Source organism: Pseudonocardia sp. McavD-2-B (genome assembly GCF_024124365.1).
Classification (GTDB): Bacteria; Actinomycetota; Actinomycetes; order Mycobacteriales; family Pseudonocardiaceae; genus Pseudonocardia; species Pseudonocardia alni.
The window spans coordinates 1-12,460 of the sequence record NZ_JAMXSG010000168.1 but is presented as its reverse complement, the minus strand read 5'-3'; the positions used below and the strand labels follow the sequence as shown (position 1 = coordinate 12,460).

Genomic DNA, 12,460 nt, shown 5'->3' with positions numbered 1-12,460 from the left:
GGCCGACCCGGCCGGGGCCTCGCCGCCCCCGTGGCGCCGGGTGCCCGACACCCATGACGACCGCGACGGCGGCTCGGTCGCGGACTCGCTGCTGAGCGAGGCCCCGACCGCGTTCATGACCGCCCCCGGCGCAGGTGCGTCCGGCGCGACGACCGCCGTCCGCGACCCGGAGCAGCGCGAGAACGGCACGGCCCCGGCGGACACGCCGCGCGCGTCGGTCCGCAACCGGCCCCCGCGCCAGGCGCTGCTGCAGCTCAAGCGGCTCGACCCGTGGTCGGTGCTGAAGATGGCCCTGGCGCTGGCCGTCGTGCTGTGGCTGGTGTGGATGGTCGCCGCGGGCGTCCTCTACGGCGTGCTCGGCGGGATGGGCGTCTGGGACCGGCTCAACGGCACCTACGCCGACCTGGTCACCTCGCAGCAGGAGACCGGGGGCTCGCTGATCAGCGTCGGCCGGGTCTTCGGGCTCGCCGCCGTCGTCGGCGCGGTGAACAGCCTGCTGTTCGCGGTGGCCATCACCGTGGTCGCGTTCGTCTACAACGTGGCCGCCGACCTGGTCGGCGGCATCGAGGTCACGCTCTCCGAGCGGGACTGACCGGAGCGTCGTCACGCACCCCGCACGGGGTCGGGCGGAGGGGGACCCCCTCGTAACCCGCTCGACCCCGTGCGGTAGTGTTTCCCCTGTTGCACGGGCCTATAGCTCAGTTGGTTAGAGCGCATCGCTGATAACGATGAGGTCGCTGGTTCAAATCCAGCTAGGCCCACACCTTCCCCCTCCGACAGTCACTCGCGAGGAGACCTGCGATGAAGAAGCTGTTCGTGCTGGCCGTCGCCGCCGGCGCTGCGTACTTCGGCTGGTCCCGCTTCCGCGGCGTCGGCTCCGACGACCTGTGGCACGAGGCCACCACCCGCTGACCCCGCCTCCCGGGGTACCGTGATCGGGACCCACCAGGGGACATAGCTCAATTGGCAGAGCACCGCCTTTGCAAGGCGGGGGTTAGGGGTTCGATTCCCCTTGTCTCCACCAGCTGACACGCACTTCTCCGCACATTCCGTCGGTGCCGGTGGTCGGGCGACCCGCCGGACGGCTCGTGTCACCACTGTGACGGAGCCTCGGCGGTGTTCCGGCGGGCGATCACCCACCACCTTCCGTTCTCCCGGGTGCCCTGCTGTTCCACGTGGAACACGACGCTCCGCGGGCCGCCCCCGTGCCGGTGGCTGCGGGCCGTGGTGCGGATGGGCGACCGACTCCGCGAGCCGACCCGCCCCACCCGTCACCCGGGATGGCGGTACTTCACCGGCCCGCCGCCGGGGCCAGACCCGTCGCGCTCACCGGGCGTCGCGGTGCAGGACGACCGTGTCCTCGGTCGCTGCGGCGTCCGTGGTGTCGAACGAGACCCGGGTGAGCTCCTGCGAGACGCGCCAGATGCGCTCGGCGTCGTCGGTGCTGCGCAGGGGCCGGTAGAGGCCCAGCTCGGTGGGCGCACCACCCAGACCCCCGAACCCGTCGGGCCCGTAGAACCGCCCACCGTGTGCGTCCGGGGAGGTCGCGGCGTACAGCGCGGGCAGCCCGGCGCTCTGCGCGGTCCCGACGAGGATGCCGCGGGCCGAGAGCGTGCCGATCACCCGTCGTCCCCGCGCGGGCTGCTCGCGACCGACCTCGGCACGCGCGGCGAGCAGGCTGGTCGGGGCGATCCCGGGGTGGGACACGTTGCTGGTGATGCCCCAGCGCCCGGCGCGGCTGCGGCGGTCGAGCTCGAGGGCGAACAGCCCGAACGCGATCTTCGACCGGGCGTAGGCGGCCATACCGTTGCCGTAGCCGACCTGCGCCTGGAGGTCGTCCCAGACGATCCGGCCGCGGCGCGCGGCGACGCTGAGCTGGGAGGTCACCCGTGCCCGGCCGGCGCGCAGCAGCGGGAGCAGGTGCGCGACGAGGGCCACGTGACCGAGGTGGTTGGTGCCGAACTGCAGCTCGAAGCCGTCGACGGTCGTCGCCCGCCGGGGCGGGGTCATGACGCCGGCGTTGTTGACCAGGATGTGGATCGGGCGGCCCTCGCCCCGCAGCATGACGCCGAGCGCGGCGACGGAGCCCAGCGACGACAGGTCGAGCTCGCGCAGGGACACGGTCGCGCCGGGGGCGCGGGTGCGGATCGCGTCGGCCGCCGCCTCGCCCTTGCGCCGGTTGCGGACGGGCAGCACGATCTCGGCTCCTGCGGCGGCGAGCCGGGTGGCGATACCGAGCCCGATGCCGTCGCTGGCGCCGGTGACGACGGCGAGCCGGCCGGTGAGGTCGCCGATGGTGATGTCGCGGGTGCGGGACATGATGTCTCCCTGGTGGGTGCGGTGTTCGAGGCCGGGCGGTCGTCAGGCGGCGGTGGCGACGCGGGGGCCGGTCGCCCGGCGGGCGGCGACGAGGGTGCCCGCGGCGAGTGCGGCGAAGGCCGGTACGGCGGCGACGCCGAGCGCGGCCAGGACGGCGGGCCGGTCCGCGAGGTAGGCCACGGCGCGCAGGGTGAGGTTGAGCGCGTGGAGCACGACGCCGGCCAGCGTGCTGACGGTGTAGACGCGGATCAGCCGGGGGTGCCCACGCCAGTCCTCGGGGCCGCCGACCAGCCGGTTGAACAGGGTCCCGGTCACCGGGCGGCGGACGAGGACCGAGCCGAGGAACAGCACGCCGAGTGCGGCCGGGATCAGGGTGGGGAGCAGGAAGAACGCCCGGGCCTCGCCGGAGAACGCGGCGACGGCGGCGCACACGCCGGCCACCGCCAGACCGACGACGGCGGCCCGCAGCGACTCCCGGCGGGCCAGGCGCACCCCGAACGTCACCGGCGCGGCGACGGCGAGCGCGATGAACGCCCAGGTCAGCCCGCCCGCCGCGTCGGCCGCCACGAAGGCGACGGCGGGCGCGGCGGCGAGGAGGATCCCCACGGCGCCGCCGGAGCGGTCCAGGCTGGTCCGCATCGCCGCGGAGAGCGTGGCGGCACCCTCGGCCCGGGTCGGCTCGCCGGTGCGGTGCTCCTCCGGGCGGCCCGGCGGCACGGTGGAGGTCGGGTCGAGCGGGAAGAGATCGTTCGGCACGGTGGGCTCCTCGGGTCGGTGGCGGTGTGCCGACCACGTTCACCCTTCCGTCTGCCCGCAACCACGGCCTCCCGATCCGCCCCTGGACCGTGCGGCCCCGACCGGGTGGGGCGGATCGACGGTCCGTGGCTCCGCGCCGTGTGTCCCGGTAGGAACGGACGGAGGCGACCGAGAGGCGGTACGGATGATCGACCGGGTGGGCCTGGCCCAGTTCCTGCGGCGGCGCCGTGAGGTACTGCAACCGGAGGACGTGGGGCTGCCGCGGGGGCCGCGCCGTCGTACCAGCGGGCTGCGCCGCGAGGAGGCCGCGGCGCTGTGCCACATGTCGACCGACTACTACGCGCGCCTGGAACGGGAGCGTGGCCCGCGGCCGTCGGAGCAGATGATCGCCGCGATCGCCCAGGGGCTGCACCTCTCGCTCGACGAGCGCGACCACCTGTTCCGCCTCGCCGGGCAGCATCCGCCCGCCCGGGGCGCGACCAGCGAGCACATCGGTCCCGGCCTGCTGCGCATCCTCGACCGTCTCGTCGACACGCCTGCCGAGATCGTCACCGAGCTCGGGGAGACGCTGCGCCAGACCTCACTGGGGGTGGCGTTGACCGGCGACACCACCGGGTTCACCGGCCCGTCGCGGAGCATCGGCTACCGCTGGTTCACCGACCCCGGCGCCCGTCTGCTCTACCCGCAGGAGGACCACGCGTTCCTGTCGCGGCGCTACGTCTCCGGCCTGCGGGCGGTCGCGGCCCGGCGTGGGCCGGGATCCCGCGCGGCCCACCTCGCCGACCTCCTGTACCCGGAGAACGAGGAGTTCCGCGCGCTGTGGGACTCCCACGAGGTCGGCGTCCGGACCGACGACGTCAAACGCCTCCTCCACCCCGAGGTCGGCGCACTGGAGCTGCACTGCCAGACGCTGCTCGACCCCGATCAGTCCCACCTGCTGCTGGTCTACACCGCCGTCCCGGGCAGCGAGACCCACGAGAAGCTGCAGCTGCTCTCGGTCATCGGGGCACCGTCCGCCGCCTGGTACCGGCACGGCGAGCCGGCAGGCCCGCGGCCGGACGAGACCTGACCCGAGAAGGAGGGCCGGTCAGCGCGGACCGGCGCCGACCCCGCGGACCAGGCCGGACAGCAGCACCTTCGACAGCCCCTTCGCGAGCAGCGTCTCGCCCGCCGGCAGCCGCTTGTCGGCCTCGACCGCGTAGGTGATCTCGGTGCCGGTGCCGACCGGACGCAGCGTGACCTCGCCGCGGTAGTTCTTCAGCGGCACACCGGCCAGCGCGCGGTACCCGAGGCGTCGCCCCGGCTCGAACGCGGTGACCTCCTCGACGATCGGACCGGGCGAGCCGATGCCGACCTTGCGGACGGTGCCGACACCGTTGGGCTCCGGCGTCCCGGCCCGCGTCACGGCCACCTTCAGGCCCGGCGCCCACGCCGACATGCCCTCGTGGTCGGACAGCACCGACCACACCGTCTCGGGTGTCGCGGACACGGTGCGGACGGACGTCGCTCTGATCATGTGCGGACCTTACTGACGGGTAGAAGAGAAATCGAGCGGACATGTCGAGAACGCGCGTCCGGTTCCGTCCCCGGGGTGAACGCGGCCAGGATGGGCCGCGACGAGCACCGAGGAGACCCACCATGGCCAAGTACCTGCTGCTCAAGCACTACCGCGGCGCCCCGGCCCCGAAGAACGACGTCCCGATGGACCGCTGGGCTCCCGAGGAGGTCACCGCGCACATCCGCTTCATGCAGGACTTCGCCGAGTCCCTGAAGGAGACCGGCGAGTTCGTCGACGCCCAGGCGCTGGCGCCGGAGGGCACCTTCGTCCGCTACGACGGCGAGGGCCGCCCGCCGGTCACCGACGGTCCGTTCGCGGAGACCAAGGACCTCGTCGCCGGCTGGATGATCATCGACGTCGACAGCTACGAGCGGGCCGTCGAGCTGACCGGTGGGCTGTCGGCGGCCCCCGGCGCCGGTGGGGAGCCGGTCCACGAGTGGATCGAGCTGCGCCCGTTCCTCGAGGCCCCGCCGACCGTCACCGAGTGAGCAGCGAGGTGGCCGGCGCCGACGCCGCGCTGCTGCGTGGCCTCGTCCCGGAGGTACTGGGGATCCTCGGCCGTCGCGGTGCGGGCTTCGCGGCGGCCGAGGACGCCGTGCAGGACGCGCTCGTCGAGGCCCTGCGGACCTGGCCCGCGGACCCGCCGCGGGACCCGAAGGGCTGGCTCGTGACGGTGGCCTGGCGCCGCTTCCTCGACGCCACCCGGTCGGAGACCGCGCGTCGTGGCCGGGAGGAACGGGCCGAGGCCGAGCCGGCGCCCGGCCCGGCGCCGGACCACGACGACGCGCTCGAGCTGTACTTCCTGTGCGCGCACCCGTCGCTGTCGTCGTCGTCGGCGGTCGCGCTCACCCTGCGCGCGGTCGGCGGGCTCACCACCCGGCAGATCGCCGCGGCCTACCTGGTGCCCGAGGCGACGATGGCGCAGCGGATCAGCCGTGCCAAGCGCACCGTCGCGGGGGAGCGGTTCGACCGCCCCGGCGACGTCGCGACCGTCCTGCGGGTGCTCTACCTGGTGTTCAACGAGGGCTACTCCGGCGACGTCGACCTCGCCGCCGAGGCGATCCGGCTGACCCGGCGCCTCGCGGCGTCGGTCGACCATCCCGAGGTCGCGGGCCTGCTCGCGCTGATGCTGCTGCACCACGCCCGCCGCGCCGCCCGCACCGGACCGGCCGGCGAGCTGGTGCCGCTGGCCGAGCAGGACCGCGGCCGCTGGGACACCGCGCTGATCACCGAGGGGGTGGCGCTGCTGCAGGCCGCGCTGGCTCGCGACCGGCTGGGGGAGTTCCAGGCCCAGGCGGCCGTCGCCGCCCTGCACGCCGACGCGCCGGCCGCCGGGGAGACCGACTGGCCCCAGATCGTTGAGTGGTACGACGAGCTGATCCGGCTCACCGGCAGCCCGGTCGCCCGGCTGAACCGGGCCGTCGCCGTCGGGGAGGCCGACGGGCCACGGGCCGGGCTGGCGGCTCTCGCCGATCTCGACCCGGCGCTGCCCCGCTGGACCGCGGTCAGCGCCCACCTGCACGAACGAGCGGGGGAGCGGGCCACGGCCGCGCGTCTCTACGTCGAGGCCGCGGCACTGGCGTCCTCCGCGGCCGAACGGGACCACCTGACCCGGTGTGCCGCCCGTCTCCACATCGGATCAGCGGGCTGAACCGCATCGTCACAATTGACGATCACCCGGCCTCCGCGGCACACCGACAGGACGCCGGCGCGCAGCGGTGCGAGGATCACGCGAATGAGCCTGGTGTCGGATCCCGTTGCGGTCGCGGCACCGTCGCCGCTGGAGTCGCCGGCACGGCTGGCCGCCGTCGAGGCCACCCAGCTGCTGGACACCGGGCCGGACGAGGCGTTCAACCGCCTGACCCGGCTGGTCTCGGTGGTCCTCGGCACCCCGGCGGTCATGCTGACCGTCGTCGATGCGGTCCGGACCTTCCTTAAAGGCACGCCCGAGCCCGCGCAGATCGTCGGACCGGACGGCGTCTGGTCGGCGCCCGTCGAGGACAGCGGGTGCAAGGTCGTCGTCGAGTCGGGCGGGGAGATCTGCGCCGGCGACGTGCAGGCCGACCCACGGCTGCGCGACCTCTCGCTGATGACCGACTTCGGTGCGGCCGCCTGGCTCGGCGTGCCGGTGCGCGACCCCGCGGGCCAGGTCGTGGGCAACCTCTGCGCGATGGACGTGGTCGTCCGTGAGTGGACCCCGCTGCACCGCGAGACGATCCGCACCCTGGCCGACGCCGTCGAGGGCGAGATCGCTCTGCGTCTGGCCCTGCGCGAGACCGAGCGGCAGGCGTTCGCCGCCGCCCGCGACGCCGCCGAGATCGAGACGCTGGCCCGGACGCTGCAGGAGTCGCTGCTGCCGGCGCAGCCCCCGCGGCTGCCCGGGGTCGACATCGCGGCCCGCTTCCTGCCCGGCGGCTCCGGAGTGGAGGTCATGGGCGACTTCTACGACGCCGTCCCCACCCCGGACGGCGTCGCCGTGGTGATCGGCGACGTCCAAGGCAAGGGTGCCGGCGCCGCCCGGACGACCGCGCTGGCCCGCTCGGCCACCCGCACCGCCGCGCACGTCGACAACGACCCGGCCGCCGTGCTCCGCACCGTCAACGACGTCCTGCACGTCTGGTTCGACGGCCGCATCAGCTTCGTCACCGCCGCGCTCGCGTCGCTGCGCCGCGGCCCCTCCGACACCTGGCACGCCGACCTCGCCTCGGCCGGTCACCCGCCCGTCCTCGTGCGACGGGCCGACGGCACCGCGGAGTTCCACGGCGGCGGCGGGCTGGTCCTCGGCATCGGCACCGCCCCGATGGTGGCCGACGAGGTCGTCACCCTCGCTGCGGGCGACAGCCTGGTGCTCTACACCGACGGCATCACCGAGGCGCACGTGCGCGGGCACTGGGAGCAGCTGGGGGAGGAGGGCGCCCGGCGCACGCTGGCCTCGCTCGACCCGGGCGCCGACGCCGACACGATCGCGCGCGCCCTCACCGACGCCGCCCTCGCGCACTGCGACGGTCGCCTCAGCGACGACGCCGGGGTGGTCGTCGTGCAGGTCGAGGAGCCCGGCACCGGCGACGTCGACCGGGTCGTCACCGAGCACGTCCCGCACGCCGGGGTCGGCCGGGAGACGCGGCGTTCCGCGGAACGCGTCCTCGTCGGCTGGGACCTCGCCCCCGGCACCCTCGCCGATGCGATGCTGGTCATCGAGGAGCTCGTCGCGAACGTCGTCGACCACGCCCGTACCGCGTTCCGCCTGACCCTGGTCCGGGGCCGGGACGCCCTGCGGATCGAGGTCGACGACGAGGGTGCGGGCAGCCCGCTGCTCCAGCCGCTCGACCTGCGGGCGGCGCGTGGGCGCGGCCTGCAGCTCGTCGAGGCCGTCACGCAGGCCTGGGGCTGTGACACCCGGGGCCGCGGCAAGCGGGTGTGGGCCGAGCTCGCCGCGCGCTGACCCCCTAGGACGCGTCCTCGCGCCAGGTCAGGTCGACCTCCAGCTGCCGGTGACCGTCGGAGGCGGTACCGGTCGCGGACCGGCGGACCTCCGCGCGACCGTCGCGCAGGGCACGGGCGGCGTCCTCCAGGTGCGCGGCGAGGTCGTGCGCCGCGGTCGTCGCGTCGGGCCAGGACCATGCGGCGTCGGATGCTGTCATGCGCCCAGTGTGCGACACCCGCTCACACCCGGGTGAGGACCAACCAGGTCAGATCGGCTGCCTAGCCGACGATGTCGCCGGTGGCGATGCCCGGGTTGCCCGAGCGTGCCGCGTCGATGCCGATCGCGAGCTCGGGCAGGCTCGTGCCGACCGAGACGACCGTCAGCCCGATGACCATCGGGGACAGGCCCAGCCGGGTGGCGAGCCTGCTGCCGGACCGGACGAGCAGCTCGGCGCCGACGAGCAGCAGTACGAGACCGCCGACCCCCGAGGAGGACCGCCTCCACCGCCGCTACCGCATCCCGCCGGACACCACGGACCCAGCCTCGCCCACCGGGCGCCGCGTGTCGATCTGAGACAGGTCGGCCCGGCGACGTCCCGGGTCGGCCACGCTGGGCCGGTGGAGGACGAGCACGACGTCGTGGTCGTCGGTGCCGGGGTCGCGGGTCTGTACGCGCTGCACCTGTTGCGCCGGCGCGGTCTGCGCGTGACCTGTGTCGACGCCGCGCCCGAGCCCGGCGGGGTGTGGCACCACCAGCGTTTCCCGGGTGCCCGCATCGACACCGAGGGCGCGGCCTACCAGTACCTGTTCTCCGACGAGCTGTACCGCGACTGGGGCTGGAGCGAGCGCTTCCCGGCCGGCTACGAGGTGCTGCGCTGGCTGCGGTTCGTCGCCGACCGGCTCGACCTGCACCGCGACCTGCGACTGTCCACACCGGTCACCGCCGCCCGCTGGGACGGCGGTCGCTGGCGGGTCCGCGCCGGCGACGACGAGCTGTCTGCGCGGTTCGTGGTCCGCTGCACGGGGTCGTTCACCGCACCCCGCACCGACGCCGTCCCCGGCCGGTCGGACTTCACCGGGCCGGTCGTCCACACCGGAGCGTGGCCGGCCAGGGGACCCGAGCTCGACGGGCTGCGGGTCGGCGTCGTGGGCTGCGGGCCGAGCGCGGTCCAGCTGGTCCCGGCCCTGGCCGGGCGGGTCGGCCGGCTCACCGTCCTGGCCCGGACCCCGCGTTTCGTGCTGCCTGCGGCCAACCCGATGTTCGGCTGGCCGGAGCGCGCGGCCTACCGCGACCGGTTGCCCGCGATGCGCGAGGCGGTCCGGTCCACACCGTCCGGCACCGGACACCCGTCTGTCCACAGAGGACTCCACAGTCTGGGGACGGTCCACGACGAGGACCCGCTGGCGCTGCACCCGGCCCGGCTCGCCGGGCTCGCGTCCGACCCGGCACTGCGGGCCGCGGCGGCCGCCGTCGTCCGGGACCGGATGCGGGCGCGGCTGGGCGACGACCACCTCGCGGCGGCGCTGGTCCCGGAGGGCGACGACTACGGTCTGCGCCCCGTCGCGACCGACCAGGGCTGGCTGGAGAGCTTCCACCGCGACGACGTCGAGGTGCTCCCCGTCGCCCGGAACCCGCTCACGCGGATCCGGCCGGAGGGGATCGGGCTGGCCGACGGGACCGTCGTCGGGCTGGACGCGATCGTGCTGGCCACCGGGTTCGACACGGGCGCGACCCGGGCCGGGATCGACGTCGTCGGCCGCGACGGGCGGCTGCTCGGCACCGGGCCGGGCCTGTTCGGGATGGCGCACCCCGGCTTCCCGAACCTGTTCGCGCCGCTGGCGCCGACCCTCGGGTACGGCAACGACGCGGCCTGTCTGCAGGGGCAGGTCGAGTGGGTCGACCGGGCGATCGGCGCCCTCGACGCCGACGGCCTGTCGACGATCGAGGCGCTGTCGTGCGCGGCGGAGCCGGTCGCGCCCTACGCGGTGCCCGGCGGGGTCGCGGGCGTACTACGCGCCTGCGACGACGAGGCCGCCGCGGGCTACCCGTCGTTCGAGCGGCGCTGACCGTCCAGGCGGACGTCCGGGTCCGGTACGCCGAACAGCATGTTCCGCGACGAGGCCGGTTCCTCGGGGATCCGGTCGACGACGTCGAACAGGTCCATCGCGCCGGTCACCTGGAGTGCGCGTCGGGCGGGACGGCTCGACCCGCAGTACACCCGGAGTCGTTTGCCCTCGGCGCCCAGCATGTCGCGCGACTGGAGCAGTGAGTTCAGCCCCGCCGTCCCCAGGAAGTCCACGCCGGTCAGGTCGAGGATGAGTTCGGGACCCGCCTCGGACCAGATGCCCATCTCGACCCACAGGTCGGGGGAGGTGTCGTCGTCGATGGAGCCGATCGCGTGCAGCACGGTGGCGCCCGCCGGGTGGCTGGACTGCTCGAAGCGCAGCGTCGGCCCGGGAGCGGCGGCCTGCGCGACATCCGGCACGGAGCGGTCGTCGTCCGCCATGGTCGGGAACCCCCTTCGGCCACCGGGATCTCCGGTACGTCCGAGCAGCATTGCAGCGGGTGGCCGTCACCGCATGTGCTGATCGGCGGCGCCCCGGGCGCGTAGCCTTCGCACCCGACCGCCGACCACCCGCGGGGGCGATCCTCCCGCCGGGACCCGAAGGACCACCGTGAGCGCTACGACCCTCTCCGCCGCCGCGATCGCCGGGATGATCGACCACGCGATCCTCAAACCCGAGCTGACCCGCACCGAGGTCGACGCCCAGCTCGACCTCGCCGCCCGCTACCGCATCTTCAGCGTGTGCGTACGCCCGTCCGACGTCGCGCACGCTGCCGCCCGGCTCGCGGGGACCGGCGTCGCCGTCGGCACCGTGATCGGTTTCCCGCACGGCACGACCAGCACCGCGGCCAAGGTCGCCGAGGCGCGGCAGGCGATCGCCGACGGTGCCGCCGAGCTGGACATGGTGCTGAACGTCGGCCGGCTGCGGAGCGGCCTGACCGACGACGTCGAGGCCGACATCGCCGCCGTCGTCGGGGCCGCCGACGGCCGCGTCGTGAAGGTGATCCTGGAGACCGCGCTGCTGTCCGACGACGAGGTGGTCGCCGGCTGCCGGGTCGCCGAGTCGGCGGGCGCGGCGTTCGTGAAGACCTCCACCGGCTTCGCCGGCGGCGGTGCCACGCCCGAGCACCTCGCGCTCATGCGCGCCACCGTCGGACCGCAGGTGCAGGTCAAGGCCTCCGGCGGGGTCCGGGACCTCGACACCGTGCTGGCCTTCCACGCCGCGGGCGTCACCCGCTTCGGCACCAGCGGTACGGCCACGATTCTCGACGACGCCGCGGCCCGCGACGCCGGAGCCGACGCCGCGGCCCGGGTGGACGACGCGTCGTACTGAGGGGGCTACCGAGCGGTACACCGGGCCGCCGGATCTGCGAAGCTGACCCGAGCACGTTCCCGTGAGCCCCGGAGGAGACCGATGGCGAAGCAGCCCCTCCCGAGCTCCTGGTCGCCCGCGGGCGTCACCGGGACCCTGATCGGCGCCGCCCTCGGCACGGTCGGCGCGGCCGTGGAGATCGGCCGCCGGCTGCCCGGCTGGCTGGCCGAGGCCCCGCGCGCGGTCGAGGCGATGCCGTCGGTCGCGGCCGACGTCGCCGCGCTGCCGCGGCGCATCGCCGGTGTCGACGCCGCCCTGACCGGCCTCGCCCCGGTGCTCGACGACGTGCTCGGCCGGGTCGTGACGCTGTGGGACGACCCGGTGACCGTCGACCGGATCGACCGTCTGACCGCGGCCGTGGTCGAGCTGGCCGGGGCCGCCGGACCACTGCGCGAGCTGGCCGGTGCCCGCGACGACCTGCACCAGCTCGCCGGGTTGCGCGAGGACCTGCACCACCTGGCCGGCGTGCGCGACGACTTGCACGAGCTGGCCGGGGTCCGGGAGGACCTGCACGAGCTGGCTGCGGTGCGCGGGGACCTGCACGAGCTGGCTGCGGTGCGCGGGGACCTGCACGAGCTGGCTGCGGTGCGCGGGGACCTGCACGAGCTGGCGGGGATGCGGGAGGACCTGCGGGAGCTGGCCGCGGTGCGGGGCGACCTGCACGAGCTCGCCGCCGCGGTCGGGCCGCTGCGGGAGCTGAGCGGGGCGGTGGCGTCGCTGCAGGACCTGGCGGGGGCCGTCCAGGCGCTGCGGGAGCTGGCCGCGGCCGTCGGTCCGTTGTCGGAACTCGCCGGCGCTGTCGAGGCGCTGCGGGAGCTCGCCACCGCCGTCGTTCCGCTGACCGAGCTGGGCACGGCGCTCGAGCCGCTGCGCGAGCTGGGCACGGCCGTCGAGCCGCTGCGCGAGCTCAGCACCGCCGTGGGGCCGTTGTCGGAGCTGGCCGGCGCCGTGGAGTCGCTGCGGGAG

15 protein-coding genes and 2 tRNA genes are annotated in these 12,460 nt (G+C 75.0%); 11 read left to right on the top strand and 6 right to left on the bottom strand.

Features of this window, described 5'->3' with window-relative positions; genetic code table 11:
• From NH602_RS20240 to NH602_RS20225, 4 genes are all read left to right on the top strand, one after another.
• Positions 1-592, top strand: a 592-nt coding sequence (locus NH602_RS20240; RefSeq protein ID WP_253068620.1) for a DUF3566 domain-containing protein, incomplete at its 5' end; no start/stop codon positions are given.
• A 95-nt stretch (positions 593-687) separates the two neighbouring features.
• Positions 688-761, top strand: a tRNA-Ile gene (locus NH602_RS20235).
• Between the two features lie 40 nt (positions 762-801).
• Positions 802-912: a DLW-39 family protein gene (locus NH602_RS20230; protein ID WP_208820446.1), complete on the top strand. Its 111-nt coding sequence runs from the start codon at positions 802-804 to the stop codon at positions 910-912.
• Positions 913-948: 36 nt separating this feature from the next.
• Positions 949-1,024: transfer RNA gene (locus NH602_RS20225), tRNA-Ala, on the top strand.
• Between the two features lie 302 nt (positions 1,025-1,326).
• Here the strand turns inward: NH602_RS20225 and NH602_RS20220 are convergent.
• Together NH602_RS20220 and NH602_RS20215 are read right to left on the bottom strand one after the other, a co-directional pair.
• Positions 1,327-2,319, bottom strand: a complete 993-nt coding sequence (locus NH602_RS20220; protein ID WP_253068619.1) for an SDR family oxidoreductase — start codon at positions 2,317-2,319, stop codon at positions 1,327-1,329.
• A gap of 42 nt (positions 2,320-2,361) precedes the next feature.
• Positions 2,362-3,075: a DUF3159 domain-containing protein gene (locus NH602_RS20215; protein WP_253068618.1), complete on the bottom strand. Its 714-nt coding sequence runs from the start codon at positions 3,073-3,075 to the stop codon at positions 2,362-2,364.
• A gap of 184 nt (positions 3,076-3,259) precedes the next feature.
• Here NH602_RS20215 and NH602_RS20210 point away from each other — a divergent pair, with 184 nt between their 5' ends.
• Positions 3,260-4,144: a helix-turn-helix transcriptional regulator gene (locus NH602_RS20210; RefSeq protein ID WP_161151799.1), complete on the top strand. Its 885-nt coding sequence runs from the start codon at positions 3,260-3,262 to the stop codon at positions 4,142-4,144.
• An 18-nt stretch (positions 4,145-4,162) separates the two neighbouring features.
• Here the strand turns inward: NH602_RS20210 and NH602_RS20205 are convergent, their stop codons facing one another.
• A complete protein-coding gene (locus NH602_RS20205) occupies positions 4,163-4,591 on the bottom strand; it encodes an SRPBCC family protein (protein WP_100879109.1) in 429 nt (142 codons plus the stop codon).
• A 122-nt stretch (positions 4,592-4,713) separates the two neighbouring features.
• Between NH602_RS20205 and NH602_RS20200 the strand changes: the two genes are divergently transcribed.
• The 3 genes from NH602_RS20200 to NH602_RS20190 all read left to right on the top strand — a co-directional run bounded on the left by NH602_RS20200 (position 4,714) and on the right by NH602_RS20190 (position 8,075).
• Positions 4,714-5,121: a YciI family protein gene (locus tag NH602_RS20200; RefSeq protein WP_179761484.1), complete on the top strand. Its 408-nt coding sequence runs from the start codon at positions 4,714-4,716 to the stop codon at positions 5,119-5,121.
• Positions 5,118-6,284: an RNA polymerase sigma factor gene (locus NH602_RS20195; protein WP_253068617.1), complete on the top strand. Its 1,167-nt coding sequence runs from the start codon at positions 5,118-5,120 to the stop codon at positions 6,282-6,284. The genes NH602_RS20200 and NH602_RS20195 overlap by 4 nt, the downstream gene beginning before the upstream one ends.
• Positions 6,285-6,368: 84 nt before the next feature.
• Positions 6,369-8,075 (top strand): SpoIIE family protein phosphatase, encoded by a 1,707-nt coding sequence (locus tag NH602_RS20190; RefSeq protein WP_253068616.1) that lies wholly within the window; start codon positions 6,369-6,371, stop codon positions 8,073-8,075.
• Between the two features lie 4 nt (positions 8,076-8,079).
• Here NH602_RS20190 and NH602_RS20185 read toward each other — a convergent pair whose 3' ends face one another.
• The gene (locus tag NH602_RS20185; protein WP_253068615.1) at positions 8,080-8,274 is read right to left on the bottom strand and encodes a hypothetical protein; all 195 of its coding nucleotides are present in this window, start codon (positions 8,272-8,274) and stop codon (positions 8,080-8,082) included.
• 61 nt (positions 8,275-8,335) lie between these two features.
• Positions 8,336-8,524, bottom strand: coding sequence for a hypothetical protein (locus NH602_RS20180; protein ID WP_374210224.1), 189 nt, complete (start codon positions 8,522-8,524; stop codon positions 8,336-8,338).
• A gap of 150 nt (positions 8,525-8,674) precedes the next feature.
• Between NH602_RS20180 and NH602_RS20175 the strand changes: the two genes are divergently transcribed.
• Positions 8,675-10,123 (top strand): NAD(P)/FAD-dependent oxidoreductase, encoded by a 1,449-nt coding sequence (locus NH602_RS20175; RefSeq protein ID WP_179761480.1) that lies wholly within the window; start codon positions 8,675-8,677, stop codon positions 10,121-10,123.
• On the opposite strand, the gene NH602_RS20170 is transcribed toward NH602_RS20175, so the two are convergent.
• A complete protein-coding gene (locus NH602_RS20170) occupies positions 10,099-10,563 on the bottom strand; it encodes an STAS domain-containing protein (RefSeq protein ID WP_179761479.1) in 465 nt (154 codons plus the stop codon). The genes NH602_RS20175 and NH602_RS20170 overlap by 25 nt on opposite strands.
• Positions 10,564-10,732: 169 nt before the next feature.
• On the opposite strand from NH602_RS20170, the gene deoC reads away from it, so the two are divergent.
• Both deoC and NH602_RS20160 read left to right on the top strand, forming a co-directional pair.
• A complete protein-coding gene (gene deoC, locus NH602_RS20165) occupies positions 10,733-11,455 on the top strand; it encodes a deoxyribose-phosphate aldolase (RefSeq protein ID WP_161151802.1) in 723 nt (240 codons plus the stop codon).
• 81 nt (positions 11,456-11,536) lie between these two features.
• The coding region (locus tag NH602_RS20160; protein ID WP_253068614.1) for a hypothetical protein at positions 11,537-12,460 on the top strand (924 nt) is incomplete at its 3' end.

Bases quoted from the DNA above. Each gene is read 5' to 3' on its own strand.
- NH602_RS20230 (WP_208820446.1), top strand. From the start codon at position 802: ATGAAGAAGCTGTTCGTGCTGGCCGTCGCCGCCGGCGCTGCGTACTTC.
- NH602_RS20220 (WP_253068619.1), bottom strand. From the start codon at position 2,319: ATGTCCCGCACCCGCGACATCACCATCGGCGACCTCACCGGCCGGCTC.
- NH602_RS20210 (WP_161151799.1), top strand. From the start codon at position 3,260: ATGATCGACCGGGTGGGCCTGGCCCAGTTCCTGCGGCGGCGCCGTGAG.
- NH602_RS20205 (WP_100879109.1), bottom strand. From the start codon at position 4,591: ATGATCAGAGCGACGTCCGTCCGCACCGTGTCCGCGACACCCGAGACG.
- NH602_RS20200 (WP_179761484.1), top strand. From the start codon at position 4,714: ATGGCCAAGTACCTGCTGCTCAAGCACTACCGCGGCGCCCCGGCCCCG.
- NH602_RS20190 (WP_253068616.1), top strand. From the start codon at position 6,369: ATGAGCCTGGTGTCGGATCCCGTTGCGGTCGCGGCACCGTCGCCGCTG.
- NH602_RS20185 (WP_253068615.1), bottom strand. From the start codon at position 8,274: ATGACAGCATCCGACGCCGCATGGTCCTGGCCCGACGCGACGACCGCG.
- NH602_RS20170 (WP_179761479.1), bottom strand. From the start codon at position 10,563: ATGGCGGACGACGACCGCTCCGTGCCGGATGTCGCGCAGGCCGCCGCT.